Origin of the sequence: Isoptericola sp. NPDC056573, assembly GCF_042793335.1 — a bacterium.
Classification (GTDB): domain Bacteria; phylum Actinomycetota; class Actinomycetes; order Actinomycetales; family Cellulomonadaceae; genus Isoptericola.
This window is the reverse complement of the sequence record NZ_JBHTUY010000005.1, coordinates 14,955-40,233: the sequence shown is the minus strand read 5'-3', so window position 1 is coordinate 40,233 and position 25,279 is coordinate 14,955. Positions and strand designations below refer to the sequence as shown.

The window sequence follows — 25,279 nt, the reverse complement described above, 5'->3', positions numbered from 1 at the left end:
CCACGGCGTCCTCGGGTCCGACCGGCCCGGGTCCGCGCCTACGATGCTGGGGTGAGCACGCCGCAGCAGACCCCCGCCCCGCAGCCCTCGTCGTCGCCCGCCGGCGGCGCCAGCCAGGCCCAGGCCGAGGCCGCCATCCGCAAGGCTCGCGGAGCCCTCAAGCGCTACCGGTTCATGGCGATCCTCACCGGTGTGATGCTGCTGATCCTGTGCGTCGAGATGTTCTTCAAGTACGTGGTGCCGGTCGAGCTCGTCGTCGACTACATGGGCTGGGTGCCGTTCGCGCACGGCTGGATCTACGTGGTCTACCTCGTCACGGTGCTCGACCTGTGGTCGAAGATGCGCTGGGGCTTCGGGCGCCTCGCCACGATGGTGTTCGCGGGCGTCGTGCCGGTGATGTCGTTCATCCTCGAGAAGCGCGTGCACGCCGACGCCGACGCGAAGCTCGGTGCGCTCGAGGAGCGGTACGCGGCATGACGTCGCTCGCCCCGTCTCCGTCGTTGGCACCCCTGGTCGCGCCCGGCCCGAAGCTGGACGCCGCGCACCTCGCCCGGTACGCCCGGCACCTGCCGCTGCCGGGCGTCGGCCCCGAGGGGCAGCGCCGGCTGGCCGCCGCGCGGGTGCTCGTCGTCGGGGCGGGCGGCCTGGGCAGCCCGGCCCTCCAGTACCTCGCGGCCGCCGGGGTGGGCACCCTCGGCGTCGTGGACGACGACGTCGTGGACGTCTCCAACCTGCAGCGCCAGGTGGTGCACGGCACGGCCGACGTCGGCCGGCCCAAGGTGGAGTCGGCGCGCGACCGGATCGCCGACCTCGCGCCCGACGTCGAGGTGGTGGCCCACCCCGTGCGGCTCACCCCCGAGAACGTGCTCGAGATCGTCGGCGGGTACGACGTCGTGCTCGACGGCGCGGACAACTTCCCGACCCGCTACCTCGTCTCCGACGCGGCCGAGATCCTCGGCGTGCCCGTCGTGTGGGGCGCCATCCACCAGTTCGACGGCCAGGTCGCCGTCTTCTGGGGCGCGCCGGTGCTGGCCGACGCCACCGGTGAGGAGACCAGGACGCGCGGCGTCACCTACCGCGACGTCTTCCCCGTGCCCCCGCCGCCCGGCACCGTGCCCGACTGCGCCACCGGCGGCGTGCTCGGCGCGCTGTGCGGCACGGTCGGGTCGGTCATGGCCACCGAGGCGGTCAAGCTGATCACCGGCGCGGGCACCACGTTGCTCGGCCGCATCGCCGTCTACGACGCCCTCGAGCTCTCGTGGCGCCAGCTCGCCGTCCGCCCGGACCCGACCCGCGAGCCCGTCGCGGAGCTGCTCGCCGACGACGCCGCGTACGCCGCGTTCTGCGGCCTGCCCGCACCCGTGGGCGGGTCCGCCGTCGCCGCGGGCTCCGGACTCGGCCCCGCCAGCATGAGCGCCGTCGACGCCGCCGCGCTCCTCGCGGGCGGCTCGCCCGTCGCGCTCGTCGACGTCCGCGAGGGCTGGGAGGTCCAGGCGCTCCCCGTCGCGGGCGCGACCGTGTCGCCGAGCGGCGCGTTCCTGGGCGGGGGAGACGCCGCCGCGTCCGCGGTCGCGGCGCTGCCCACCGACCGCCCGGTGCTCCTGGTCTGCGCCGCGGGCGCCCGCTCCGCCCGCGTGGCCGACGTCGCGCGCGCCGCCGGCGTCGATGCCCGCTCCGTCGAGGGCGGCGCCCCCGCGCTGCTCCTCGCCGTCTGACGCGGGGGAGCACGGGTCGTGCCGAGGTAGTCCGAGACTCCGCGAGGTAGTGGACCGGACCACTACCTCGGCACGGATCGGACTACCTCGGCACGGATCGGACTACCTCGGCACGGATCGGACTACCTCGGCAGCGTGGAGCACCGCGTCAGAGGGCGAGGTCGAGGCGACCGTCCGGGGAGGAGCTGGCCAGCGCGCCCTCACGGCGCGGGATGCGGCCGGCGCCGGCGGCGAGGCGCCCGGACTCGACGGCGAGGCGCATGGCGTGCGCCATGCGGACCGGGTCGGCGGCGCGCGTGACGGCGGTCGCGAGGAGCACGCCGTCGCAGCCGAGCTCCATCGCGAGGGCGGCGTCGGACGCGGTGCCCACCCCGGCGTCGAGGATGACGGGCACGCGCGCGGCGGACGCGATCGCCTCGATGTTGCGGGGGTTGAGCACGCCCAGGCCCGTGCCGATGGGGGCGCCGAGCGGCATGACGGCCGCGCACCCGACGTCCTCGAGACGCCGCGCGAGGATCGGGTCGTCGTTCGTGTACGGCAGCACGACGAACCCGTCGCGCACCAGCCGGTCGGCGGCCTCGACGAGGCCGAGCGGGTCGGGGAGCAGGGTGACGTCGTCCGCGATCACCTCGAGCTTGACCCAGTCGGTGCCGCAGGCCTCGCGGGCGAGCTGCGCCGTGAGCACGGCCTCGGCGACCGAGAAGCAGCCGGCCGTGTTCGGCAGGGCGCGGATGCCCAGCCGCTCCAGCAGGCCCCAGATGCCGCCGTCCTCGGCGCCCGCGCCTCCCGGCCGTACTGCGACGCGGCGCATCGCCACGGTCGTGAGCCCGGTGCCCGACGCGACCAGCGCGTCCTCCAGCGTCATGAGGTTCGACGCCCCGCCCGTGCCCATGACGAGGCGCGAGCCGACCTCCGTGCCGGCGACCACGAGCGGATCGACGAGCGGGTGCGCGAGCGGACGGGACGTGGTCTCGGCGTGCGTGCTGGTCATGCTTCCTCCGTGCTTCGTGGTCAGCCGCCCTGGACGGCGGTGACGATCTCGACCCGGTCGCCGGGCGCGATCCGGGTGCCGGCCCACAGGCCGCGGGGGACGACGGCGTCGTTCACGGCGACGGCGATGCCCTGCACCGAGCCGTCGGCGACGAACGCGGGGACGAGGGTCGCGACGACGGCCTCGACGCCGTCGCCGTGCGGTCCGTCGAGCGGGTAGGTCTCGCCGTTCACGACGGCGGTTGCGGAGGTGGACGGCGTGCTCACGGGAGGGCTCCTTCGGGGGTTGCGGGCGCGAAGCGTCGCGGGTCGGCGGCGGTGAGGGTGTCGAGCGCGTCGTCGGGCGGCGGCGTGCCGGTCAGCGCGGCGAGCACCGCGTCGGCGGTGAGCGGCGCGAGCAGCACCCCGTTGCGTCCGTGCCCGACGGCGGCCAGCAGTCCGGGCACGGCGGTGGCGCCGACCAGCGGCAGGTTGTCGGGGGTGGCCGGGCGGGCGCGCGGCGTGACGTCGACCAGCGCGGCCTCGTCGATCCCGGGCACGAGGGCGCGGGCGTCGCGCAGCAGCGCGAACACGCCGCCCGCCTCGGCGCGGCGGTCGTCCGGCCGCTCCTCGCTGGTGGCGCCGACGACGATCTCCCGGTGCCCGGGCCCGCTGCCCGGGCCGGCGCCGGTGCCCGGGCCCCGCGGCACGAGGTACACCGGCCGGCCCTGCACCGTGCCGCGCACCACGTGCTCGAGGGCGAGCCCCGGCCCGGCGTCCAGGCGCAGCGTCACGCCCTTGACGGGCCGCACCGGCACGCGCACCTCCGGCACGCCGTCGAGCAGCCCCGCGGGAGGGACGGCGCCGGCCGCGAGGACCACGGCCCCGGCGGCGTGCCGCACCCCGGCGGCGTCGTGCGCCGCGACCACCCGGCCCGCGGCGTCCCGCTCCAGGCGCACGGCGGCGCGGCGGACGACCGTGCCGCCCGGCGCGCGGGTCAGCGCCTCGAGGAGTGCCGCGTGCGTGCCCCGCGGGTCGACGGCCAGGTCGCCCTCGACGCGGGCCGCCCCGGCGAGCCGCGGCCCGAGGTACGGCTCGCGGCGCCGGGCGTCGGCCACGGAGACCTCCGCGGACGCGAGGCCCCACTCCCGGTGCAGCGCCAGCACGCGACGCAGGAGGGCGAGGTCGTCGGCGTCGTACGCGACGGCGAGCGACCCGGCACGCAGCAGCGGGACGTCGCGACCGGTCGCGGCGGCGAGGTCGACGGCGAACGCGGGCCAGCGGGCGGCCGACGCGAGGTTGAGGCGCGCGAGGTCCCGCTCGCCGAAGTCCGCCTCGCTGACGGCCGCGAGCATCCCCGCGGCCGCGCGGGTGGCGCCGTCGCCGGGCGACGGGTCGAGCACCGTGACGGCGAGGCCGGCGTCCGCGGCCCGCCAGGCCACCGCGAGACCGACGATCCCGCCGCCGACGACGACGACGTCGGAGGGGGTGGCGGACGGACCGGTGGACGTGGGCATGTGCGCTCCCTTCGCTGGCATGACCCAGATCAGGTTCGACGGTCGGCTCCTACGCCCTCTCAGCCCCGAGCGGGGCTCCCGTGCGCGGCCACTGTAACCCGGGCCGTGGTTACCCTGGCCGGCGTGACCACGACCACCCCCGACCACGATGCCGCCGCCGGCCCGACCCGCGCCCGCCTCGCCGACGCCCGCCTGTACCTGTGCACCGACGCCCGCGAGGACCGGGGCGACCTCGAGGACTTCCTGCACGCGGCGCTCGCGGGCGGGGTGGACGTCGTGCAGCTGCGGGACAAGACGCTCGACGTCGCGCGCGAGCTCGAGCTGCAGGCCGTGGTGGCCCGCGTCGCCGCGGAGCACGGCGCGCTCTGGGCGGTGAACGACCGGGCCGACGTCGCCGGGCTGACCGGCGCTCCCGTCGTGCACATGGGGCAGCGCGACCTGCCCGTGCCGGCGGTCCGGTCGCTGCTCGGGCCGGGCCCGGTGCTGGGCCGCTCCACCCACTCCGCCGCGCAGGCGGCCGAGGCCGAGGCCGACCCGGACGTCGACTACTTCTGCGTCGGCCCGCTGTGGGCCACGCCCACCAAGCCCGGCCGTGCGGCCGTCGGGCTCGACCTGCTGCGCGAGGTCGCCGCGACCCGCCCGACGACGCCGTGGTTCGCCATCGGCGGCGTCGACGCCGAGCGGCTGGACGCCGTGCTCGACGCCGGTGCGTCGCGCGTCGTCGTCGTGCGCGCGATCACGCAGGCGCCCGACCCCGGGCGTGCCGCGCGCGAGCTGCGGGAGCGGTTGGCCTGACCGCCGACGGCCGGCGCGCCGCCGCGCTGTCGAGGTGACCTACCCCACCGCGTGACCCGTGGGAAGGGCCCGGGAGCGGTACCGTCCGGCGGCTACGATGGCTCGGTGACGTCTCCCGCCACCGACACCCCCACCACCGCCGACCTGGCGCCCACGCCGCGACCGGTCCTCGTCGTCGACTTCGGCGCGCAGTACGCGCAGCTCATCGCGCGCCGCGTGCGCGAGGCCCGCGTCTACTCCGAGATCGTGCCCCACACGTTCACCACCGAGCAGATGCTCGCCAAGAACCCGGCGGCGATCATCCTCTCGGGCGGGCCGTCGTCGGTGTACGCCACGGGCGCCCCGTTCGTGGACCCGGCGCTGTTCGAGGCCGGCGTGCCGGTGCTCGGCATCTGCTACGGCTTCCAGGCGATGGCGCAGGCGCTGGGCGGCACCGTCGCGCAGACGGGGCAGAGGGAGTACGGCGGCACCGAGGTCGAGGTGTGCGAGGCGGGCGTGCTGCTGGCGGGCTCCCCCGACCACCAGACCACCTGGATGAGCCACGGCGACTCCGTGCACGCCGCGCCGGAGGGCTTCCAGGTGCTCGCGACGTCGTCCGGCTCGCCGGTCGCCGCGTTCGAGGACACCGGCCGTCGCCTGTACGGCGTGCAGTGGCACCCCGAGGTGAAGCACTCGGCGCACGGCCAGGCCGTGCTGGAGAAGTTCCTGTACGAGGGCGCGGGGCTCGCGCCCGACTGGACGCCGGGCAACGTCATCGCCGACCAGGTCGCCGCGATCCGCGCGCAGATCGGCGACGCCCGCGTCATCTGCGCCCTGTCCGGCGGCGTGGACTCCGCCGTCGCCGCCGCGCTGGTGCAGCGCGCCGTCGGCGACCAGCTCACCTGCGTGCACGTGGACCACGGCCTGCTGCGCGAGGGCGAGGTCGAGCAGATCGAGCGCGACTTCGTCGCCTCCACGGGCGTGAACCTCATCATCCGCGACGAGAAGGAGCGGTTCCTGACCGCCCTCGCCGGCGTGAGCGACCCGGAGACGAAGCGCAAGATCATCGGCCGCGAGTTCATCCGCGTCTTCGAGGACGCCCAGCGCGACATCGTCGCCGAGGCGGGCGCCCACGGCGAGGAGGTCAAGTTCCTCGTGCAGGGGACGCTGTACCCGGACGTCGTCGAGTCCGGCGGCGGCGAGGGCGCGGCCAACATCAAGAGCCACCACAACGTGGGCGGCCTGCCCGACGACCTGCAGTTCGAGCTGGTCGAGCCGCTGCGCACCCTGTTCAAGGACGAGGTCCGCGCGGTGGGCCGCGAGCTCGGCGTGCCCGAGGAGATCGTCGCCCGCCAGCCGTTCCCCGGCCCGGGCCTCGGCATCCGCATCGTCGGCGAGGTCACGGCCGAGCGCCTCGAGACGCTGCGCAAGGCGGACGCCATCGCGCGCGCCGAGCTCACCAGGGCGGGCCTGGACGACGAGATCTGGCAGTGCCCCGTCGTGCTGCTGGCCGACGTCCGTTCCGTCGGCGTGCAGGGCGACGGCCGCACCTACGGCCACCCGATCGTGCTGCGGCCCGTGTCCTCCGAGGACGCCATGACGGCCGACTGGACGCGCCTGCCCTATGACGTGCTGTCCGTCATCTCCACCCGCATCACCAACGAGGTGAGCGAGGTCAACCGCGTGGTGCTCGACGTGACGAGCAAGCCGCCGGGCACCATCGAGTGGGAGTGAGGGTGGACGGCGTGGCCGGCGGGAGCCGGGACGTCGTTCGCTCGAATGATTCGCTCGTGCCTCGCTCGGCTCTCGCGAACGACGTCCCGGTTCTCGCCGGCCACGCTGCCAGGTGGGCTGTCAGGAGATCCTGAACGAGTTGGCCTTGTCGTTGAAGCCGCTGAGCAGGGCCGACTTGTCGATCCAGCCGGTGCTGGCGCCGGTCTTGCCGTTGCCGTTGTAGAGCTTCACGTCGCAGCTGTTGTAGGTCTTGACGGAGCTGATCCGGTTGGACAGCGCGGTGCCGAGGTTGGCGCCGCCCTCGTTGTCCCCGGTGCCCGACGTGCAGCCGACCTTGTACTTCGGGTTGAACACGACGACCTGGAAGCCGCCGTAGTTCTTGTTCTGGTACAGCCGTGCGACGACCAGCCCGGTCCCCGGCTTCGCGTTCTTGCAGCCGAAGGTGCCGTCGAGGACGGCACAGTAGTAGGTCGTGCTGGCAGCCTTGGCCGAGATCTTCAGGTCCTCGACCATGACCGGTGCGTCGCTGTCCACGCGCTGCACCTGGACCGGCGCCGGGTCGTCCGCAGGTGCGGCCGTCGCGGTGGGACCCGCGACCCCCAGTGCGGTGATCGCGGCGAGCCCGCCGACGACGGCGGCGAGCCGGGCGCGGACGGTGCGTCGTTGCGTCGTGATGGTCATCTTCGCTCCTCACGTCTGCCGGCGATCCCCTCGTCGCCGGTCACGGTGTGGGGGGAGCGCGCAGCGGGCGCCCTTGATACGCCCGAGCAACGACTCGCCCGTGACCTGCGGTGACGCCGCTGCGGTCAGCCGACGAGCGATGCGGCACGCGCGTAGGCGCGGTCGACGTCGGCGAGCACGCGGGGCCACGACGTCGCGAGCTCGGCGGAGCGGTTGTGGGCGATGATCGCGTCGAGCAGGGCGGGGTCGTCGGCGAGGCGGACGAGGGCGTCGGCCATCGCGGCGTCGTCGTCCACGAGGAGGGCGTCCCGGCCGTCGACCAGGCGCTCCGCGACCCCCGACTGCGACCGGCTGACGACGGCGAGGCCCGCGGCCTGGGCCTCGAGCGCCGCGATGCCGAACGCGTCCTGCACGGCCGGGGCCACGAAGACGTCGGCGCGCACGTACAGGCGCTTGAGCTCGGTCGGGGTGAGGCGGCCGACGAGCCGCACCGTGTCGGCCAGGCCGTGCTCGCGCACCCAGCGACGGGCCTCGGACAGCTGCGGTCCGTCGCCGCCGATCGTCGCGACCAGGCGCCCCGGAGCCCTCTCCACGGCCGCGGCGATCGCCTCGAGCATCGGCAGCACCCGCTTGCGGGGCGCGAACCGCGTGGCGGACACGACGTGCACCTCGCGGCCCTCGGCCCGCTCGCCCCGCTCGACGCGGGGCAGCCGCCAGGCGTCGACGTCGATGCCGTTGCCCAGCACGGACACGCGCTCCGCGGCGGCGTCGGGGCCCAGCCGTCGCCCGACCACGCGCCGCAGCGGTTCCGCCGTCAGCCCGCTCACCGCCGACCACTGCACCGGCCAGGCCGACCACCGCGTCACGCTGTCGAGCGCGGCGAACGCCCGCTCCCAGCCGCCCCACACGCTGTGCACCGTGAGCAGGGCGGGCAGCCCGAGCCGCGTCACGGGCCGGAGCGCCAGCTCGACCGTGGGGGCCAGGACGCCCATGTGCAGGTGCACGGCGTCCGGGCGGCGGCCGTCGGCCTCGAGCGCCTTCAGCCGCGCGCGCACGTGCGCCGTCGAGCGCGGGTGGACGGGGTAGCCGCCCGGCACGCGGGCCGCGACGCGGTGCACGACGACCCCGTCGCCGTCGGGCCGGGTGCTGATGCCGTGCTCGCCGGGCGCGCCCGGCGTCGTGGTGATCACCTCGACGTCGTGCCCGGCCTCCGCCTGCCGGCGCGCGAGCCGGGCCACCTGGGTCTCGATGCCGCCGAGCAGCGGGAGGTAGGAGTCGGAGACGTGGACGATGCGCACCGGGACATCCTGCCACCGCCCCCGGCGCGACCACCTGCGGGTTCGCCGAGCCGAGGGCGTGCGTTGGCGCTACCGTGCGAGGAGCGGTACCTCCGGCGCATGCGCCACGGCACACACCTGAGGAGAGGTGCGACATGTCGAGCACTGTCACCGTTCATCCGACCAAGGGCGTCCGCGGGATCGGCCTGGTCACCATCATCGCCGGCATCGTCATGATCGTCGCCGGCCTGGGCGTGTGGGTCGTCGTGTCCCAGACGCTCGCCGACGAGCAGATCACCGTCTCGGACGACGCGGCCATGTTCGCCGGTCAGAAGGTCTCCGGGCCTTTCACCGCCTACGCGCAGGCCGAGGTGATCAACAAGCACGCGCTCGAGGCGTCCGGCGGGCAGACATACGCCGAGCTCGCCCAGGACGACCCGACGCGGGACACCGTGATGAACGCGTCGTTCCTGCGCGCGTCGCTGTTCACGTCCGTGGTGGCGTTCGGCGTCTGCGCCCTCGTCATCGGCCTGGGCATCGTGTTCATCCTGCTCGGGAGCGCGCTACGCAAGCTCGCGGGCGGGCCGCAGGTGGTGATCGACTCGCCCTCGCTGACGTCCGAGGGCGGCTTGTCGCACGCCGCGCACCGCGCCGACCCCGGGGAGCCGGAGCGGCCGAGCGCCCCGACGACGCCCGCGCCGCCGCCCGAGCGGCCGAGCACGCGCACGGCTCCCGAGGCGCCCTCCACCGGGACGTCGACAACCCCGTCGACACCTCCCTCGACACCTCCGTCGACCTCGCCGCCCGCGTCTCCCTCGACGCGGCCCGAGAACCCGCCGGCGGCACCCCCTGCCGGGGGCAGCGGGTCGCCGTCGGCCTGAGGTCCGACCAGCACGACGACCGGCACGACGACGCGGCGGTGACCCCTCGGGTCACCGCCGCGTCGTCGTGCGCGTCAGCGGACGGTCGTCGCGCGGCGCCGTCGGCGCACCGCGCTGACCACCGAGCCGATCACCAGCAGGGCGCCTGCCGCGGCGAGGAGCACGATGGCGGCCAGCTCGATGTCGATGTGCGCGCCCGCGGCGTTGGCCACGAGACCCACGCCGAAGGCGACGACGAGGAAGCCCCACACGATCGTGCTGGACCGCGGGCCGGTGCTGGCGTGCGGCTCGTCCACGGGCGCGGTCACCGGGGCCGCGGGCGCCGGCTCGGCCGGCTCGGACGAGGCCCACTCCGCCGAGGCAGGCTCGGACGAGGCCCACTCCGCCGACGCCGGCTCGGGCACGGTGGCGCCGTAGCCGGGGGACGGTGTCGCGGGCGCGGAGCCCGCGGCCTGCGTGGTCGCGTGCTCGGTGGACGCCGGTTCCGCCGGGCGCTCCGGCCGGTCGAAGATCGACAGCGGGTCGTCCGGCCCCGCCACGGGGAACGCGCGGGTGTCGCCCGAGCCGGCGAAGGCCTGCGTCTCGTCGGCTGCCGGGAGCGCCCGGGTCGCGTCGGCCGCGGGCAGCGCCTGCGTCTCGTCGGCCGCGGGCAGCGCCTGCGTCTCGTCGGGGGCCGGCAGGGCCTGGGTCTCGTCCGGCTCGGGGCCGGGCGTGGTGGGCTTGTCGTCGCTCATCGGGACTCCTCGATGGTCAGGTTGCCGGCGCGCACGCCGACGTCGAGCAGCAGGCGGGCGCCGTCAGCCTCGCGCGCTTCCTCGGTCGTGAACCGCACGGGACCGTTGGTGTAGGTGTTGACGGAGCGGCCCTGGCCGTCCACGCGCCACTCGGCGTTGCCCGCGATGACCTCGACGTCGGCCTCCACGGCCTGGCCGTCGGGGATCAGGACGGTCGCGTTGCCGGCGGAGATCGTGACGGGGACGACGACGGGGTCGCCCAGCGGGACGTCCGTCAGGTCGAGGTCGGTGAGGTCGACCGTGGCGTCGCCGAACCGCACGTGCACGCCCTCCTCCGCCTCGGCGGTCGTCGTCGGGTGCAGGGTGCCGTCGCTGACGACCGCCGCGGCGCCGGACTGCTGCGGGCCGTCGTCCCAGAACTCCCAGGAGACGCGGTCACCGGCGAACGGCCAGGTGATGACGCCGGCGATCAGCGCGAGGATCGCGAAGAACGTCAGGCCGCCGCCGCGCCGGCCGCGCAGGCCCGTCACGACCAGCCCGAGCCCGAGGACGACGATCGACGCGCCCAGCCACGTGGGGCCGAGGGGCAGGTCGAGGTTCCCGGTGCGGTCGGCCACGAGAAGCAGCGCTCCGGCGAGCAGCACGAGCCCGAGGACGATCCCGACCGCGGCGGCGCCGGGGCCACGGCGCGGGGGCCGCGGCGGGCGCGGCGGACGCGGCGCGACGACCGGTGCCGCCGGGGGAGCGGCCGGCGCGGGCGCGGCGGCCCAGGTTCCGGACGACGGCGCGGCGGGCGCCGTGGCCCAGGAACCCGAGGGGCCCGGGGTGCTCGAGTGGGTCGAGGCGCTCGTGGGGGCCGACGGGTCGGCCGGGGGCTGCGTCGTGGAGGGCGACGTCAGGTACGGGGCCGGCGGTGCCGGGACGAAGGAGCCCGTGGACGAGGGGCCGCTCGTGGCGGGGTCGTCCGTCGTGCCCGGCGCGGGCGCGGCGGGGTACGGGGGCGCCGCGGGGTACGGGGGCGCGGGCGGGGCGCCGGGGCCGCCGTTGCGCGGCCGGCGGTCGCGGATCAGCTTGACGACCAGCCAGACGATCCCGACCCAGACGGCGATCCACAGGAGGCCGCCGATCCACTCGATCCCGAAGCCCCACCACCCGAGGCCGTTGTTCCACGCGAAGCCGACGATGAGCGCGACGACCGCCCCGAGCAGCGCGACGTCGAAGTCGCCGCGGAACGCCTGCTGCAGGTGGATGCGGCCGTCCCGCTCCGGCAGCAGCGCCCACGCGACCGCGTAGATGACGATGCCCGCGCCGGTGAGGAAGAAGCTGAGGATCAGCAGGCCGCGCACCAGCAGCGGGTCCAGCCCGAACCGGTCGGCCACGCCGCCCGCGACGCCGCCGACCCACCGGTCGTCGGACCGGATCAGGCCGATGCGGCGGATGGAGTCGAAGAAGCCGTCGCCGGTGCGGCGCGGCGGCGTGCCGCCGGCGGCGGGGGCGCCGCCGGCTCCGGGCTGCGGCCCGGGCGGCTGGGGGAGGTCGTCGGTGCTCATGGCTCCATCCTGGCGACCGCGCGGCCGCCGCGGCATCGGGTGCTGCCCTGACGCGACCCTGATTCGGCGGGCCGGGCCACCCTGAAACCTCGGGATCGCGCGCCCCGGGGCGCCCCTGACGTGCCAGGATCGGGAGCATGACCACCGAGCGACCCCCGCGCCTCCCGCTGCGCCGGCCCCCTCAGGGGCGGGTGCTCGCCGGCGTCGCCGCGGGCCTCGCCGCCCACCTGGGCCTCCCGGTCCTGGTGGTGCGCCTCGCCTTCCTGCTGCTCACCCTGGTGGCGGGCGCGGGCGCGGTGGCCTACGTGTTCTGGTGGGTGACCGTGCCGTCGGGCGACCCGCGGCAGGCCGCGGACTCCACCCCCACGTCGTTGCAGCGGCTCGCGCCGCGCCTGCGGCTGCGGGGGCCGGTCTCGGCACTGCCGGTGCGCGACGTCCTCGTCGGGGCGGCCCTCATCGCGGGCGCGTTCGTCCTGGTCGCGATCCGCGCGGGCTGGGACGTCGGGGCGTCGTGGGTGCTGCCGGCGCTCGTCGCCGTCGGCGGCCTGGCGCTCGCGTGGAGCCAGCTCGACGCCGCGCAGCGCGGTCGCCTCGGGGACGGCGGCTCCGGCACCCGACGCTCGACGCTCGTGCTGCGGCTGGTGGGCGGCGTCGTCCTCGTCATGGTGGGCGTGCTGCTGCTCATCGGCCAGGACGCCCCCGTGCCGGTGCTGCTGCAGGCCGCCGTGGCGTCGCTCGCGGTCCTCGCGGGGGCGGCGCTCATGCTGGCCCCCTGGTGGCTGCGGCTGGTGCGCGAGCTGGGCGACGAGCGCGCCGCCCGCGCGCGCGAGGCCGAGCGGGCCGACATCGCCGCGCACCTGCACGACTCCGTGCTGCAGACCCTCGCGCTGATCCGCTCGCGCGCGGACGACCCGGAGGCGGTGGCCCGCATGGCACGCGCCCAGGAGCGTGAGCTGCGCGAGTGGCTGTACACCGACCGCACGGCCCCGGGCACGTCGCTCGCGGCCGAGCTGCGCGCCCTCGTGGCGGAGGTCGAGGACGGCCGGGCCGTCGAGGTCGAGTCGGTCATGGTGGGCGACTGCGTGCCCACGGAGGAGACCTCGGCCCTGCTGCAGGCGTCGCGCGAGGCGCTCGTGAACGCGGTCGTGCACGGCCGCCCGCCGGTGACGGTCTACCTCGAGGTGACCGACGTCGCCGTGGAGGTGTTCGTCCGCGACCGCGGCGACGGGTTCGAGATGGACGACATCGCGCCCGACCGGTTCGGTGTCCGGGAGTCCATCCTGGGCCGGGTGCACCGGCGCGGCGGCACCGCCGACGTGACCAGCCGCCCCGGCTGGGGCACCGAGGTGCGCCTGCGGATGCCGCGCGACGGCGCCGCCGCCCCGGCGGCGGCACCTGCGGCCGCCGACCAGCCCACCGACGAGCGCACCGACGAGAACGAGCCGAGCACGACCGCCGACGAAGGAGCACGCACGTGACCACTCCCAGCGACGCGACGGCGCAGCCGACAGGGCCGGTCCCCGTCGTGCTCGTCGACGACCACCACATGTTCCGCACCGGCGTGCGCGCCAGCCTGGACGGCCGGGTGCAGGTGGTGGGCGAGGCGGCGGACGTCGACCAGGCGGTCGCCGTGGTGCACGAGCACCGCCCGCCCGTCGTGCTGCTCGACGTGCACCTGCCGGGGGGCAACGGCGGCGGCGGGGCGGAGGTCGTGCGGCGCTGCGCGGACCTCCTGAGCGAGACGAAGTTCCTCGCGCTGTCCGTGTCGGACGCGGCCGAGGACGTCGTGGCCGTCATCCGCGCGGGGGCGCGCGGCTACGTCACGAAGAACATCTCGGCGTCGGACCTGTCCGGCGCCGTCGTGCGCGTCGCCGGTGGCGACGCGGTCTTCTCGCCCCGGCTCGCGGGCTTCGTCCTGGACGCGTTCGGCACGGCGGCCGGCGACGTGGCCGTCGCGGACGACGAGCTGGACCGCCTGTCCAAGCGGGAGCAGGAGGTCATGCGGCTCATCGCGCGTGGCTACTCCTACCGCGAGGTGGCGAGCGAGCTGTTCATCTCCATCAAGACGGTCGAGACGCACGTGTCGGCCGTGCTGCGCAAGCTCCAGCTGTCCAGCCGCTACGAGCTCACGCGGTGGGCCGCGGCCCGTCGGCTGCTGTGACGAGGCCGGCTCGGACAGCGGCGCCGTAGCGCTCGACGACGACGTCCACCAGGCCGGCGGGCGCGTCCTCGTCGGCGACCAGGAGCGGCCGGGCGGTGACGTCCCCGCCCGCGCGGGCGGCGAGGTCCGCGAAGAAGCCCGGGGCGAGCAGGTACGACGCGACGACGACGCGCCGGCCCGGCTGCTCGGCCCGGGCCGTGTCCACGACCTCGTGCACGCGCGGGGTGGCGTTCGCGATGTACCCGACGGTGACGGGACGGCCCAGGCGTCCGGCCAGGCGGGCGGCGGTGGTCTCGCAGTCGGCGACGGCGCGGGCGTCGCTCGACCCGGCGGCGGCCAGGACGACGGTGTCGTCGGCGCGCACGCCCGCCTCGGCGAGACGCCGCTCGAGCACGTCGACCAGGCGGTCGTCCGGCCCGAGCGCCCCGCCGAGCGTCACGACGTCGCCGCCCGCGACGGCGGCGTCGACGTCCTCACGCAGGTCGACGTGCACGTGGTAGCCCGCCGACAGCAGCAGCGGCACGACGACCGTCGGCGCGCCGAGGTCCCGCAGCCCCGCCAGGCAGGTCGGGACGTCCGGCTGCTGCACGTCGACGAAGCCCGCGTGCACGGGGACGTCGGGCAGGCGGGCGGCTACCGCCTCGACCAGGGTCGCGACGGCGCCCGCGCCGGTGGCGGACGCCGTCCCGTGCGAGACGGCGAGGAGCGCGGGAGCGGTCATGCCGGACACCCTAGGTCGGGCGTCGTCCCGCGCCGTTTCGTCCGTGTGAACCGTCGTCACGACGACCTCACGGCCCCGGCCGCGACGCTGTGAACGGAGCTGTGGGCGGACGTGGGCCCGGTCCACGCCGGGCTGCGCCGCACGACGTCGCCCACGACGGTCACGGCCGGGGCCTGCACGCCCACGGCGCGCGCCCGGTCGGCGATGTCGGCGAGCGTGCCGACGGTGGTGCGCTGGCGGGAGCCGAACCCGTCCTCCACGACGGCGACGGGCGTGTCGGCCGGGCGACCGGCCGCGACGAGCGCGCGGGCGGTGTCCGCGAGCCGGGTGACGCCCATGAGGAGCACGAGCGTGTGGTCGGTGCCGCCGGGCACCTGCCCGACGTCGTCGTGCCCGGTGAGCACGCTGAAGCCGCGGGCGAGCCCTCGGTGGGTGACCGGGATGCCGGCCGCCGCGGGCACGGAGACGGCGGACGTCACGCCGGGCACGACCTCCACCTCGATCCCGGCGGCGCGGCAGGCGTCGAGCTCCTCGCCGCCGCGGCCGAAGACGTACGGGTCGCCGCCCTTGAGGCGCACCACGTCGCGCCCGGCGAGCGCGTGCCGCACCAGCAGCGCGGTGATCTCCTCCTGCGGCACCGGATGGTGCCCGGACGTCTTGCCGACGTCGACCACCTCGACGTCGTCGGCCAGCCCGGTCAGCAGGGACCGGGGGGCCAGGCGGTCGACGACGACGACGTGCGCCGCGGCGAGCAGCCGCCGCCCGCGCACGGTGACGAGGCCCGCGTCCCCGGGCCCGCCGCCGACGAGGGCGACGCGCCCGATGCGCGAACCGCCGCCGGGCCCGCCGGCGGGGTCGGCGGAGCGCACGGCGCGCAGCGGCAGGCTGCCGTCGTCGAGCCCGGCCACGACGGCGTCGCGCACCCGTACGGCGCGGCGCGGGTCGCGACCGGCGGTGACCGCGACGGCGAGGTCGCCGGCGGGCCGCCCGGCGGCGTCCGTCACGGGGGTGCGGGCCACGGCGGGCACCCAGGCCGAGCCGAGCCCGGCGTCCCCCGCGGTGACGCAGAACGTCCGCAGCAGCTCGGCGTCGCCGGCGACGCGGGCGTCGACGTCGGGGTCGCCGGTCGCGGTGTGCACCAGCCACGCACCGTCGAGGTCGCCGTCGCAGTAACCGCGGGTGATCCGCTCGATCGCGGCCGCGGAGACGAGCGAGGCGAGCTCGGGGACGACGTCGGGCGCGATCACGCGCACGCGCGCCCCGGCGGCGAGCAGGCCGCGCACGCGCCGCAGCGCCACGGGGCCGCCGCCCACGACGATGACGAGACGGCCGCCGACCCGCAGGCCCAGCGGGTACGTGTCGTGCGGCGCGGCGGGCCGGGCGGCGCGCGGCGCGTTCGAGGACGTCCTGCGGCGGCTCATACGTGCAGCCCGCACTCGTCCTTGTCCCGGCCGGCCCAGCGGCCGGCGCGGGCGTCCTGCCCGGCCTCGACCCGCTGCGTGCAGGGCTCGCAGCCCACGGACGGGTACCCGTCGCCGAGCAGGGGGTTCACCACCACGCCGTGCGTGCGGGCGTACTCCTGGACCTCCTCGTCGGTCCAGGCCGCGAGGGGGTTGATCTTCACGACGCCGTTGCGCTCGTCGAACGCGACCAGGGGCGCGTTCGCGCGGGCCGCGGTCTCGCCGCGGCGGACGCCGGTCGCCCAGGCCTCGTAGCCCTGCAGGGCCTGCCGCATGGGAGCCACCTTACGCATGGCGCAGCAGGCCTCGGGGTCCCGGTCGTGCAGGCGGGGGCCGTGCTTCGCGTCCTGCTCGGCGACGGTCAGCTCGGGGCGGACGTCGACCACGTCCACGTCCATCTCGATCTCGACCGCGCCGCGCGTGCCGAGCGTCTCCGCGAAGTGGTAGCCGGTGTCGCCGAAGAGCACGTCGACGAACGGGAGCTGCCGGGAGACCAGGTGCGCGAGGACGAGGTCCTGCATCGACGACGCGACCGCGAGGTACGGGCCGAACTCGCGCACGGCCCAGGCGACGACCTCCTCGGCGGTGGCCTCGGGACGGTCGCCGTCGGCGTGCAGCTGGGCCTGGCCCCGCTCGACGACGTGGCGCAGCTCCTCGGTGGAGCGGCGGTGCCGGGCCGCACGCGCGTGCCGCCGGGCGTCGCGCGACTCCTCGCGCGCCGCCGCCCGGGCCCGCACCTCGGCGAGCCGGCCCCCGCCCGCCGGGGAGGTGAGCAGCGTGACCGGGGAGGAGACCTCGACGGCGGTCATCGCAGGGCCTCTTCGTCGGCCCGGTGCGCCCACTGGGCGAACGTCTCGCCGCCGTCGTGCTCGGCGTCGTACCGCCGCACGACGCGCTCCACGTAGTCGCCGACCTCCGACGCCGGCACCTTGAGGCCGCGCACCGTGCGGCCCAGGCCGCCCTCGTCGCGGCCCTCGCCGACCAGACCGCCGCCCAGGTGCACCTGGAAGCCGGGCATCTGCTCGCCGTCGACCGTGATGATCTGGCCCTTGAGCCCGATGTCGGCGGTCTGGATGCGGGCGCAGGAGTTGGGGCAGCCGTTGACGTTGAGCTCGATGGGCCGGTCGAGCCGGTCGGTGACGTCGCCGAGCCGGTCCTCGAGCTCGCCGATCACGCGCGCCGCGGTGTCCTTGGTGTCGACGATGGCGAGCTTGCAGAACTCGATGCCCGTGCAGGCGATGGTCGAGCGGCGGAACAGGCTCGGACGAGCGGTGAGGCCCAGGGGCTCGAGCCCGTCCAGCAGCTCGTCGACGCGGTCGGCGGGCACGCCGAGGACCACGACCTTCTGGTGCGCGGTGAGCCGGGCGGAGTCCGCGCCGACCTGCTCGATGAGGTCGGCCAGCCCGGTGAGCGTGTTGCCGCCGACCCGCCCGACGACGGGCGCGGCGCCCACGTAGAAGCGGCCGTCCTTCTGCTCGTGCACCCCGACGTGGTCGCCGGGACGCGTGGCCGGCGCCGGCGCGGGGCCGTCCGGCAGCGGGTGGCCGAGGTACTCGTTCTCCAGCACCTCGCGGAACTTCTCGGTGCCCCAGTCCGCCAGCAGGAACTTCAGGCGGGCCTTGTTGCGCAGCCGCCGGTAGCCGTAGTCGCGGAAGATGCGGATGACGCCGTGCCAGACGTCGGGCGCCTGCTCCTCGGTGACGAAGACCCCGAGCCGCTCGCCGAGCCGCGGCGTCGTCGACAGCGCCCCGCCCACCCACAGGTCGTAGCCGGGGCCGAGCTCCGGGTGGACCACGCCGACCAGCGAGATGTCGTTGATCTCGTGCACCACGTCGAGGCTCGGGTGCCCGGTGATCGCCGTCTTGAACTTGCGGGGCAGGTTCGCGAGCTCCGGGTCGCCGATGTACCGGCGCTTGATCTCGAGGATGACCGGGGTCGGGTCGATGATCTCGTCGGCCGCGATGCCCGCGACCGGGCTGCCGAGGAAGCCGCGAGGGGAGTCGCCGCAGGCCGTGGTCGTCTCGAGGCCCACCGTGTCGAGACGGCGCCAGATCTCCGGCATGCTCTCGATCTCGATCCAGTGGTACTGGATGTTCTGCCGGTCGGTGATGTCGGCCGAGCCCCGCCCGAAGTCCGCCGAGATGCCGCCGAGCACCCGCAGCGCCGCCGGCGAGAGCGCCTGGCCGTCCGACCGGACCCGCAGCATGAAGTAGCGGTCCTCCAGCTCGTGCGGCTCGAGCGTCGCCGTGCGGCCCCCGTCGATCCCGGGCTTGCGCTGCGTGTACAGGCCCCACCAGCGGAACCGGCCGTGCAGGTCGTCGTCGGTGATCGAGTCGAAGCCCTCGCGCGCGTAGGTCGACTCGATGCGCTCGCGGACGCCGAGCGGAGCCGCCTCCTGCTTGAAGACCTCGTTGTGGTTCAGGGGCTCGGTGCCGTCGACCTTCCACTGCCCGTTCGGGCGCGCCGTGCGCGGGGGGCGGACGCGCGCGGGGGTGTTGTCGCCGGTCGGGGCGGGTGCGGTGGTCTGCGTCGTCATCTGGGGGAGTTCCTCGGGTCCTCGGGGGCGGGACGCGCGACGACGAGAGACTCAGCGGGGGTGGGCCGAGGACCGACGGCGCGCGCCGGTGCTCAGGAGCCGCGCGGGGGCGGCGGGGCTGAGGTAGGGCGCGATCAGCGACAGCAGCACAGACAGCTGCGCATGCTGCGACGCACGCACGCCGGCATCTCGTGACGAGTCGTCACGAGGAGGCGGTGCGCGGCCGTGGTCATGGGGATGACCGTAGCCGCACCGGACGGTCTCGCGCGAGACAGGGTCCACATGGTGGGACCACATGTTGGGACGATGGGGGGAAGGCTTGCGTCGGGTCGCCCGAGTGTGATGTGTGACCGGTTGCGGACACCGGTGTCAGATCCCGCTCCGCGCGCGGCTAGGCTGCCCGCATGGAGTTCCTCTACCACGTCTTCGTCGCGCTCCACTTCGTGGGCTGGGCGATCGTCCTCGGTGGCTACATCGCGTCGATCAAGAGCCCGGGCCTCTACCGCGGGGTCTTCCACGGCGCCGCGACCGCGCTCGTCGCCGGCGTCCTCATGGTCGGCGTCGCCGAGATGGCCGACCTCTGGGCGGACGGCGGCCCCAGCATGGCCAAGATCGGCGTCAAGCTCGTGATCGCGCTGATCATCGCGGTGCTCGCCTTCGTCGCCAAGCGCCAGGGCTCGAAGGGGGACAACGGCACGGGTGCCGTGGCCCCCGGGCTCAAGCACTCGATCGGCGCCCTGACGCTGGCCAACATCCTGGTCGCCGTCTTCTGGTGACCGTCCCCGTGTGCCCGGGGCGGTCGCGATGAGCGTCCTGGGGGAGGTGCTGGTCGGGCTGGCGATCGCCGTCGGCCTGGTCGGCATCGTCGTGCAGGTGCTCCCCGGCAACGTGCTCGTGCTGGGGAGCATCCTCGTGTGGGCGTGGGTCACCGGCGGCACGACGGCGTGGGTGTGCTTCGCCGTCGCCGCCCTGGCGGTCGTGGCGGCCGAGACGGGTCAGTGGCTGCTCGCGGGGCGGCACATGCGCCGGGCCGACGTGCCCTGGGGCACGCTCGCGGTCGCCGGCCTCGCGGGGGTCGTCGGGTTCTTCGTGGTGCCCGTGGTCGGGCTCTTCCTCTTCTTCGCCGGCGCCGTCTTCCTCGTGGAGCTGGCCCGACGTCGCGACGCGGCCGTCGCGTGGACGGCCACGCGGGCCGCCCTGAAGGCCACGCTCATCACCATCGGCGTGCAGCTGGCCGGCGGCGTCGTCGCCACGCTCGCCTGGGTGGTCGGGCTGCTCCTCACCTGAGCCCCGGCCCGGCGACCAGGGCGGCGCCCGGCTCAGCGGCCCGTCGCCGTCGGGACGCGGAAGTCCCCGAGCCCGATCCGCGGGGCCGGCGGCGCCTGCTCGAGGGGCGCCGGGTCTCGTGCCCCGTCGCCGACCACCTCGTCGGCGACCGTGAGCGCGGCGGCCGCGAGCAGCGCCCCGCACACCAGGGCCGCCAGCGTGCGCAGGCGGCCGTGGCGCGCCCCGGGGGTCGCGTGGTCGGGCGCGTGGTCGGGCGCATGGTCGGGCGCGGCGGGAGCGCCCCCGACGCCGAGCGGGGAGATCTCGATCGTCCAGGACATGGCACCCCCTCCCGCACCCTGGTCCGACGATGCGGCCGGGCCGGCGCGGCGCGCATCAGGGACTTCCCTCGTCGTGCGGGAGCTCCCCCCGCCCCGCGAGCGCCCCGAGCTCGGCGCGCGACCGGATGCCGAGCTTCGCGTAGGCGCGGGACAGGTGCGCCTCGACCGTCTTGGCGCTCATGGACAGGGCCACCGCCACCTCCCGGTTCGTCCGTCCGGCGGCGGCCAGGGCGCACACCCGCGCCTCCATCGCGGTGAGCGACGCGCCGGGCGACGGCCCGGACACCCGGTCCGCCTCCGCCCGCGCGACGTCGCCCCAGAGCGTGCAGCCCACGGCCTCCAGCTCCCGGACCGCGCGCCGCGCGGCGTCGCCGGCGGCGGCGCGGCGACGGGCACGCCGCTCCAGCCGGGCGAGGTCGAGCAGGGTGCGCCCGCGCTCGTACCCGGGCGGGAAGGCGGCGAGCGCGTCGTCGAGGAGGCCACGAGCCCGCCCGGTCTCGCCCGTCCCGGCGGCGAGGCCCGCCCACCCGCGGGCGAGGACGCCGCGGAGCCACGCACCCCCGGGCCGGGCCGCCGCCTCGCCGTAGCCGTCCAGCACCTCGGCCGCCGCGGCCGTCCCGCCGGTCGCGGCGAGCGCCGCCACGAGGTCGGTGACGATGCCCGCGAACCCGGGGTGGCGGTACCCGCAGGAGAGCACGTGGCGCTCGAGCGGCAGCAGCAGCTCGACGACGGCGGGAGCGTCGCCGGCCGCGAGGAGGACCGCGCCGAGCGCGGCGGCGGGCAGCACGGCGACGTGCGGGGCGCCGAGCTCCGTGAACCGCGCGGTGGCGGCCCGCGCGGTCGGCACCGCGGCCGCCGCGTCCCCGGTCCAGGCGCCGAGGTGTGCCCTGGCGGTGGCGGCCATGAGCGCGAGGAGCGGACCCTCCGTCACGCGGGCGCGCCCCTCGAGCCGCGCGGCGGCGCCCTCCGCGACGCCGAGCTCGCCGACGAGGGTCGCGGCCCGCGCGAGGTAGAACTGCACGTACCAGAGGTCGGTCTCCTGCCCGCGGTCGACGCACCGGCGTTCGGCGTCGAGCAGGAGCCCCAGCGCGTCCGCGGGCCTGCCCGTGAAGAAGAGCGCGGAGGCGATGTTCACCGTCGGCCACCGGATCGCCGGCACGGCGCGGCCGGGGTCCTCGGCCGCCAGGGCCCGTCGTGCCAGGGCCTCGTCGTAGCCCCGGCCGGTGAGCTGGTCGAGGACCGCCCGGCCGGCGAGGAGCTCGGCGCCCGCCCCGTCGTCCGTCCCCGAGGGCGTCCGCCCCGCCGCCGCGTCGACCAGGCAGGTCCGGCCGAGCTCCACCTGGCCGCTGTTGAGGAGCCCGGTCGCGAGGTCGCCGAGGAGCGAGACGTGCAGGTCGGGGTCCGCCCCGGCCAGGGCGACCGCCTCGGAGAGCTCGGCGACCGAGCCCGCGAGGTCGCCCAGGCGGAACCGCGCCCGACCGGCCGTGCCGAGCGCGCGCGCCCGCTCGAGCGGGCTGGTGAGGTCGGGCAGCGCCTCGGCCGCGAGGCCGAGCGCCCGCCCGTAGGCGTCGGTGCGGAGCTGGTCCTCCGCCGCCCGCAGCAGGCGGGCCGGCTCGCGGACGCCGAGCCCGAGCGCGAGGTCCTCCAGCTCCGCCGCGACGGAGGTCGCGCCCCGCCGCCGGGCGGCCTCGGCCGCCGCGTCGAGGGCCCCCAGGGTCTCCGGGTCCGCGCCGGTCGCCGCGTGCGCGAGGTGGCGGGCACGGGCCTCGCCGTCGCCGACGACGTCGGCGAGCGCGCGGTGGCGCGCGCGGCGGCCGCCCGGGGACGTGGCGTCGAGGACGCCCGCGGCGAACAACGGGTGCGTGAACCGGACGCGGCCCTGGTCGAGGCGCACGACCCCGGCGTCCTCCGCCGGAGCGAGGGCGTCGCCCACCGCGGCGTCGCCGTCGTGCAGCACGGCGAGGTGCGCGAGCCGCGGGTCCGCGAGGCAGGCCGCCGAGAGCAGCACCGTGCGCGTGCCGGCCGGCAGCCGCGACACCCGCGCGTCGACCAGGGCGCGCAGCGTGGCGGGGAGGCCGTCGGGTCGTCCCCGGGCGCGCCAGTGCTCCGCGAGCTGGATCGCGAAGAGCGGGTTGCCGCCGGCCGCCGCGACGAGGCGCGTCGTGGCCACGGCGTCGAGCACCACCCCCCGGTCCTGGACGACGGCGAGCAGCTCGTCGGGGGCGAGCGCGGGCAGGGCCAGGCGCACGAGCCGACGAGGGTCGGCGGGCTCGAGCGCGGGGACGGGTGCGTCGTGCGCCGCGGGGCCCGGGCCGTCGGACGACCGCGCGCAGGAGAGGACCGCCAGGAAGCCCGTGGCACGGCGGCAGGCGAAGGAGATCGCCTGCCGGCTCGACGGGTCGAGCCACTGCAGGTCGTCCACGGCGACGAGGACCGGGCCGCGCGACGCCGCGTCGCCGACGAGGGCCCGCACGGCGGCCGCGACGAGCTGCGGCCCGCCGGCCGGTCCCGAGGTCTCGAGGCCGAGGGCGGCGTCCAGCGCGCGCCGCTGGGGGAGGGGGAGGCGTCTGAGGCGGCGGTGAGCGGCGCCAGCAGCTCGGCCAGGCCGGCGTACTCGAGGCGGACCTCCGCGGGCGCCGGGTCGCGCGCCCGGTCCACGGCCGCGAGCCACACGGTCGTCTTGCCGATGCCGGGGGGACCGGTGAGCGCCAGCCCCGCCGGCGCCTCCCGTGCGGCCCCGAGCAGGCCGTCGACGGCTGCCAGGGCGTCGGCTCTCCCCACCACCCGGGGGCCTGCCACGAGCCGACTATCCCACCGCGCGGGGGCACGCACCCGGCACGGGCGGGCTCTTCACCCGCGCCCGCGAGGCCCGCCGGGCGGTGTCAGGCGGCCGCCCCGCGGGGGGCGTACATGATCACCGCGACGCCGGCGAGGCAGATCAGGGCGCCGGCGACGTCCCAGCGGTCGGGCCGGAACCCGTCGACGACCATGCCCCAGACGAGCGAGCCGGCCACGAAGACCCCGCCGTACGCGGCGAGGATGCGGCCGAAGTTCGCGTCCGGCTGCAGGCTCGCGAAGAACCCGTACGCGCCGAGGGCGACGACGCCCGCGCCGATCCAGATCCAGCCGCGGTGCTCGCGCACCCCCTGCCACACCAGCCAGGCGCCGCCGATCTCGAAGACGGCGGCGGCGAGGAAGAGCAGGATCGAGCGGAGCACGGTCATGCGCAGGAGTGTGGCGTGCCCGGCGGGCCCGCCGCGAGCCGGCGCCGGTCAGCCTGCGGGGTTCTCGGTGACGTAGAGGGTGTTGCCGTCGGGGTCCCGGAACGAGAACATCGGCGGCGCCGACTCCCACAGCAGGAGCTCGCCGACGTCGGCCCCCGCGTCCTCCAGCGCGGCGTGCGCGGCGCGCGCGTCGGGCGTGACGAGCCGGATCCCGGTGTCGACGCCGGCGGGCAGCCCGTCGCCCGCGCGGACCAGCGCGAGCGACGTCGCGGCGTCCGGTGCGCCGACGTCGACCCACCGGAAGCCGGGCTGCAGCTCGGCGTCGAAGCGGACCTCGAACCCGAGGCGTCCGGTGTAGAAGGCGAGCGCGGCGTCCTGGTCGCGGACGGGGACCGCGACGGTCTGGACCCCGGTGAATCGTGCTGCGGCCACGGTGGTTCCTCCTCGGGCGACGACCCGGCGCCGGTCGCGGCGGGTGCGGTACGGGTGGGACGGTCGCCGGGGGCGGATCTCATCGGCACGCGGCTTAGGGTGTCGGGCGGCAGGCACGGCACGAGGGGGACCCCATGACGACGCAGGACGCGGCAGCGCGGCACGACGACCGGTGGACGGTGCGCGTCGCGACGCTCGACGAGCTGGACGCGCGCACCGCGTACGAGGCGTGGCGGCTGCGCCAGGACGTGTTCGTCGTCGAGCAGGAGTGCGCGTACCCCGACCTCGACGGCCGGGACGCCGAGCCGACGGCGCGGCACGTCGTGCTGCTCGACGGCGCACGGGACGGACGCGTCGTCGCGACGGCCCGCGTGCTCGACGACGGCGACGTGCAGCGCATCGGCCGCGTGGTGTGCCACCCGGACGTGCGCGGCTCGGGGGCGTCGGGCGTGCTCATGCGCGCCGCGGTGGAGGTGGCCACCGCCGCCGCCCCGCAAGCCGACGTCGTCCTCGGCGCGCAGTCGCCGCTGACCGGTTTCTACGGGCGGTTCGGCTTCGTCCCCGACGGGCCCGAGTACCTCGAGGACGACATCCCGCACACCCCGATGCGGCTGCGCCGCAGGCCGGACGGTGGGACTGGAGTCGTGAGCTAGTCGGCCGGCGTTCCCAGGCGGACGGCCGCGACGACGCGCCGCGCCCGTTCGGGGGCGTCGGGCACGTCGTCGAGCCCGGCGTAGACGGCCAGGAACGCCTCGAAGAGGGCGGCCCCGGCGAGCGTGCGGGACAGGGCCTCGGTGTCGGTGCCGGGGTCGAGACGCCCGGCGGCTGCCTCGGCGTCGAGGTAGGCCTGCACCTGCAGGGCGGGCCCCTGCGGCCCCGCGCCGCGGCGGCCGAGGCCCTCCCGGTGCGCCGCGAGCAGCTCCGGCGCGCCGAGGATCGACGCCGCCATGGGGAACGAGCGTGCGTAGAACGCGAGCAGCTGGCCGACGAGGGTCGTGACGTTCTCGACGACGGTCGCGCGACCCACGAGATCGGCGGGCGCGTCGAGCCGGGGGGCTCGTTCGGAGAGCACGCCGAGGAACAGCTCCTGCTTGTCCGTGAAGTGCTTGTAGAGCAGCGCCTCGGAGCAGCCTGCCGCGCGGGCGATCTCCTTGGTCGTGGCCCGGGCGATCCCGCGTTCGCGCAGCACCGTGGCCGCGGCGTCGAGGATCCGGTCGCGCGTGCCCATGAGTTCTCCCTGTCCCGTTGACATGCCTGTGCGGCACCCTCATCCTAGGGGTGAGTAAACACTTACTCACCCGACGAA

26 protein-coding genes and 1 riboswitch are annotated in these 25,279 nt (G+C 76.4%); of the genes, 10 read left to right on the top strand and 16 right to left on the bottom strand.

Going from position 1 to position 25,279, the window contains the following annotated elements:
• The first annotated feature begins 51 nt into the window (after window positions 1-51).
• Both ACFQ8E_RS10020 and ACFQ8E_RS10015 read left to right on the top strand, forming a co-directional pair.
• Window positions 52-477: a DUF3817 domain-containing protein gene (locus tag ACFQ8E_RS10020; RefSeq protein WP_430550424.1), complete on the top strand. Its 426-nt coding sequence runs from the start codon at window positions 52-54 to the stop codon at window positions 475-477.
• A complete protein-coding gene (locus ACFQ8E_RS10015) occupies window positions 474-1,715 on the top strand; it encodes a ThiF family adenylyltransferase (RefSeq protein WP_430550423.1) in 1,242 nt (413 codons plus the stop codon). Before ACFQ8E_RS10020 ends, ACFQ8E_RS10015 begins: the two co-directional genes overlap by 4 nt.
• Window positions 1,716-1,863: 148 nt before the next feature.
• Here ACFQ8E_RS10015 and ACFQ8E_RS10010 read toward each other — a convergent pair whose 3' ends face one another.
• The 3 genes from ACFQ8E_RS10010 to thiO all read right to left on the bottom strand — a co-directional run bounded on the left by ACFQ8E_RS10010 (window position 1,864) and on the right by thiO (window position 4,201).
• Window positions 1,864-2,706: a thiazole synthase gene (locus ACFQ8E_RS10010; protein WP_430550422.1), complete on the bottom strand. Its 843-nt coding sequence runs from the start codon at window positions 2,704-2,706 to the stop codon at window positions 1,864-1,866.
• Window positions 2,707-2,726: 20 nt separating this feature from the next.
• Window positions 2,727-2,972 (bottom strand): sulfur carrier protein ThiS, encoded by a 246-nt coding sequence (gene thiS / locus ACFQ8E_RS10005; RefSeq protein ID WP_430550421.1) that lies wholly within the window; start codon window positions 2,970-2,972, stop codon window positions 2,727-2,729.
• Complete coding sequence (gene thiO, locus ACFQ8E_RS10000) at window positions 2,969-4,201, bottom strand: glycine oxidase ThiO (protein ID WP_430550420.1); 1,233 nt, start codon at window positions 4,199-4,201, stop codon at window positions 2,969-2,971. The genes thiS and thiO overlap by 4 nt, the downstream gene beginning before the upstream one ends.
• Window positions 4,191-4,293, bottom strand: a riboswitch (TPP riboswitch). Its footprint overlaps the gene before it by 11 nt.
• A gap of 31 nt (window positions 4,294-4,324) precedes the next feature.
• On the opposite strand from thiO, the gene thiE reads away from it, so the two are divergent.
• Window positions 4,325-4,996, top strand: coding sequence for a thiamine phosphate synthase (thiE, locus tag ACFQ8E_RS09995; protein WP_430550419.1), 672 nt, complete (start codon window positions 4,325-4,327; stop codon window positions 4,994-4,996).
• Between the two features lie 105 nt (window positions 4,997-5,101).
• The gene (guaA, locus tag ACFQ8E_RS09990; protein ID WP_430550418.1) at window positions 5,102-6,709 is read left to right on the top strand and encodes a glutamine-hydrolyzing GMP synthase; all 1,608 of its coding nucleotides are present in this window, start codon (window positions 5,102-5,104) and stop codon (window positions 6,707-6,709) included.
• Between the two features lie 120 nt (window positions 6,710-6,829).
• Here the strand turns inward: guaA and ACFQ8E_RS09985 are convergent, their stop codons facing one another.
• Window positions 6,830-7,390 carry a hypothetical protein gene (locus ACFQ8E_RS09985; protein ID WP_430550417.1) on the bottom strand — a complete coding sequence of 187 codons (561 nt, stop codon included), beginning with the start codon at window positions 7,388-7,390 and terminating at the stop codon, window positions 6,830-6,832.
• A gap of 125 nt (window positions 7,391-7,515) precedes the next feature.
• Window positions 7,516-8,688 carry a glycosyltransferase family 4 protein gene (locus ACFQ8E_RS09980; RefSeq protein WP_430550416.1) on the bottom strand — a complete coding sequence of 391 codons (1,173 nt, stop codon included), beginning with the start codon at window positions 8,686-8,688 and terminating at the stop codon, window positions 7,516-7,518.
• A gap of 134 nt (window positions 8,689-8,822) precedes the next feature.
• Between ACFQ8E_RS09980 and ACFQ8E_RS09975 the strand changes: the two genes are divergently transcribed.
• Complete coding sequence (locus tag ACFQ8E_RS09975) at window positions 8,823-9,548, top strand: hypothetical protein (protein WP_430550415.1); 726 nt, start codon at window positions 8,823-8,825, stop codon at window positions 9,546-9,548.
• A gap of 74 nt (window positions 9,549-9,622) precedes the next feature.
• Here the strand turns inward: ACFQ8E_RS09975 and ACFQ8E_RS09970 are convergent, their stop codons facing one another.
• Together ACFQ8E_RS09970 and ACFQ8E_RS09965 are read right to left on the bottom strand one after the other, a co-directional pair.
• Window positions 9,623-10,282: a hypothetical protein gene (locus ACFQ8E_RS09970; RefSeq protein WP_430550414.1), complete on the bottom strand. Its 660-nt coding sequence runs from the start codon at window positions 10,280-10,282 to the stop codon at window positions 9,623-9,625.
• On the bottom strand, window positions 10,279-11,832 hold the full coding sequence (locus ACFQ8E_RS09965) for a PspC domain-containing protein (RefSeq protein ID WP_430550413.1): 1,554 nt from the start codon (window positions 11,830-11,832) through the stop codon (window positions 10,279-10,281). Before ACFQ8E_RS09965 ends, ACFQ8E_RS09970 begins: the two co-directional genes overlap by 4 nt.
• Window positions 11,833-11,969: 137 nt before the next feature.
• Between ACFQ8E_RS09965 and ACFQ8E_RS09960 the strand changes: the two genes are divergently transcribed.
• Both ACFQ8E_RS09960 and ACFQ8E_RS09955 read left to right on the top strand, forming a co-directional pair.
• Window positions 11,970-13,310: a PspC domain-containing protein gene (locus ACFQ8E_RS09960; protein ID WP_430550412.1), complete on the top strand. Its 1,341-nt coding sequence runs from the start codon at window positions 11,970-11,972 to the stop codon at window positions 13,308-13,310.
• A 68-nt stretch (window positions 13,311-13,378) separates the two neighbouring features.
• Complete coding sequence (locus tag ACFQ8E_RS09955; RefSeq protein WP_430550763.1) at window positions 13,379-13,993, top strand: LuxR C-terminal-related transcriptional regulator; 615 nt, start codon at window positions 13,379-13,381, stop codon at window positions 13,991-13,993.
• Here ACFQ8E_RS09955 and ACFQ8E_RS09950 read toward each other — a convergent pair.
• Genes ACFQ8E_RS09950 through ACFQ8E_RS09935 form a run of 4 tightly spaced genes read right to left on the bottom strand, consistent with a single transcriptional unit; the run spans window position 13,959 to window position 18,710 of the window.
• Complete coding sequence (locus ACFQ8E_RS09950; RefSeq protein ID WP_430550411.1) at window positions 13,959-14,714, bottom strand: sirohydrochlorin chelatase; 756 nt, start codon at window positions 14,712-14,714, stop codon at window positions 13,959-13,961. The two genes, ACFQ8E_RS09955 and ACFQ8E_RS09950, sit on opposite strands and share 35 nt — an antisense overlap.
• 56 nt (window positions 14,715-14,770) lie before the next feature.
• Window positions 14,771-16,135 (bottom strand): uroporphyrinogen-III C-methyltransferase, encoded by a 1,365-nt coding sequence (gene cobA / locus ACFQ8E_RS09945; protein WP_430550410.1) that lies wholly within the window; start codon window positions 16,133-16,135, stop codon window positions 14,771-14,773.
• Window positions 16,132-16,983 (bottom strand): phosphoadenylyl-sulfate reductase, encoded by an 852-nt coding sequence (locus ACFQ8E_RS09940; protein WP_430550409.1) that lies wholly within the window; start codon window positions 16,981-16,983, stop codon window positions 16,132-16,134. Before ACFQ8E_RS09940 ends, cobA begins: the two co-directional genes overlap by 4 nt.
• Window positions 16,980-18,710: a nitrite/sulfite reductase gene (locus ACFQ8E_RS09935; protein ID WP_430550408.1), complete on the bottom strand. Its 1,731-nt coding sequence runs from the start codon at window positions 18,708-18,710 to the stop codon at window positions 16,980-16,982. Before ACFQ8E_RS09935 ends, ACFQ8E_RS09940 begins: the two co-directional genes overlap by 4 nt.
• A gap of 404 nt (window positions 18,711-19,114) precedes the next feature.
• On the opposite strand from ACFQ8E_RS09935, the gene ACFQ8E_RS09930 reads away from it, so the two are divergent.
• Together ACFQ8E_RS09930 and ACFQ8E_RS09925 are read left to right on the top strand one after the other, a co-directional pair.
• Window positions 19,115-19,486 carry a hypothetical protein gene (locus ACFQ8E_RS09930; RefSeq protein ID WP_430550407.1) on the top strand — a complete coding sequence of 124 codons (372 nt, stop codon included), beginning with the start codon at window positions 19,115-19,117 and terminating at the stop codon, window positions 19,484-19,486.
• A gap of 28 nt (window positions 19,487-19,514) precedes the next feature.
• Window positions 19,515-19,997, top strand: coding sequence for a DUF456 domain-containing protein (locus ACFQ8E_RS09925; RefSeq protein ID WP_430550406.1), 483 nt, complete (start codon window positions 19,515-19,517; stop codon window positions 19,995-19,997).
• Between the two features lie 32 nt (window positions 19,998-20,029).
• On the opposite strand, the gene ACFQ8E_RS09920 is transcribed toward ACFQ8E_RS09925, so the two are convergent.
• The 4 genes from ACFQ8E_RS09920 to ACFQ8E_RS09905 all read right to left on the bottom strand — a co-directional run bounded on the left by ACFQ8E_RS09920 (window position 20,030) and on the right by ACFQ8E_RS09905 (window position 23,973).
• Window positions 20,030-20,317, bottom strand: coding sequence for a hypothetical protein (locus tag ACFQ8E_RS09920; RefSeq protein WP_430550405.1), 288 nt, complete (start codon window positions 20,315-20,317; stop codon window positions 20,030-20,032).
• 55 nt (window positions 20,318-20,372) lie between these two features.
• Window positions 20,373-22,790, bottom strand: coding sequence for a LuxR C-terminal-related transcriptional regulator (locus tag ACFQ8E_RS09915; protein ID WP_430550404.1), 2,418 nt, complete (start codon window positions 22,788-22,790; stop codon window positions 20,373-20,375).
• Between the two features lie 409 nt (window positions 22,791-23,199).
• Window positions 23,200-23,541, bottom strand: a complete 342-nt coding sequence (locus ACFQ8E_RS09910; RefSeq protein ID WP_430550403.1) for a YnfA family protein — start codon at window positions 23,539-23,541, stop codon at window positions 23,200-23,202.
• A gap of 48 nt (window positions 23,542-23,589) precedes the next feature.
• Window positions 23,590-23,973, bottom strand: coding sequence for a VOC family protein (locus ACFQ8E_RS09905; protein WP_430550402.1), 384 nt, complete (start codon window positions 23,971-23,973; stop codon window positions 23,590-23,592).
• Between the two features lie 134 nt (window positions 23,974-24,107).
• Between ACFQ8E_RS09905 and ACFQ8E_RS09900 the strand changes: the two genes are divergently transcribed.
• Window positions 24,108-24,626: a GNAT family N-acetyltransferase gene (locus ACFQ8E_RS09900; protein ID WP_430550401.1), complete on the top strand. Its 519-nt coding sequence runs from the start codon at window positions 24,108-24,110 to the stop codon at window positions 24,624-24,626.
• Here the strand turns inward: ACFQ8E_RS09900 and ACFQ8E_RS09895 are convergent.
• Entirely contained in the window at window positions 24,623-25,201 is a 579-nt protein-coding gene (locus tag ACFQ8E_RS09895; RefSeq protein ID WP_430550400.1) for a TetR/AcrR family transcriptional regulator, read from the bottom strand. The genes ACFQ8E_RS09900 and ACFQ8E_RS09895 overlap by 4 nt on opposite strands.
• Window positions 25,202-25,279: the final 78 nt, after the last annotated feature.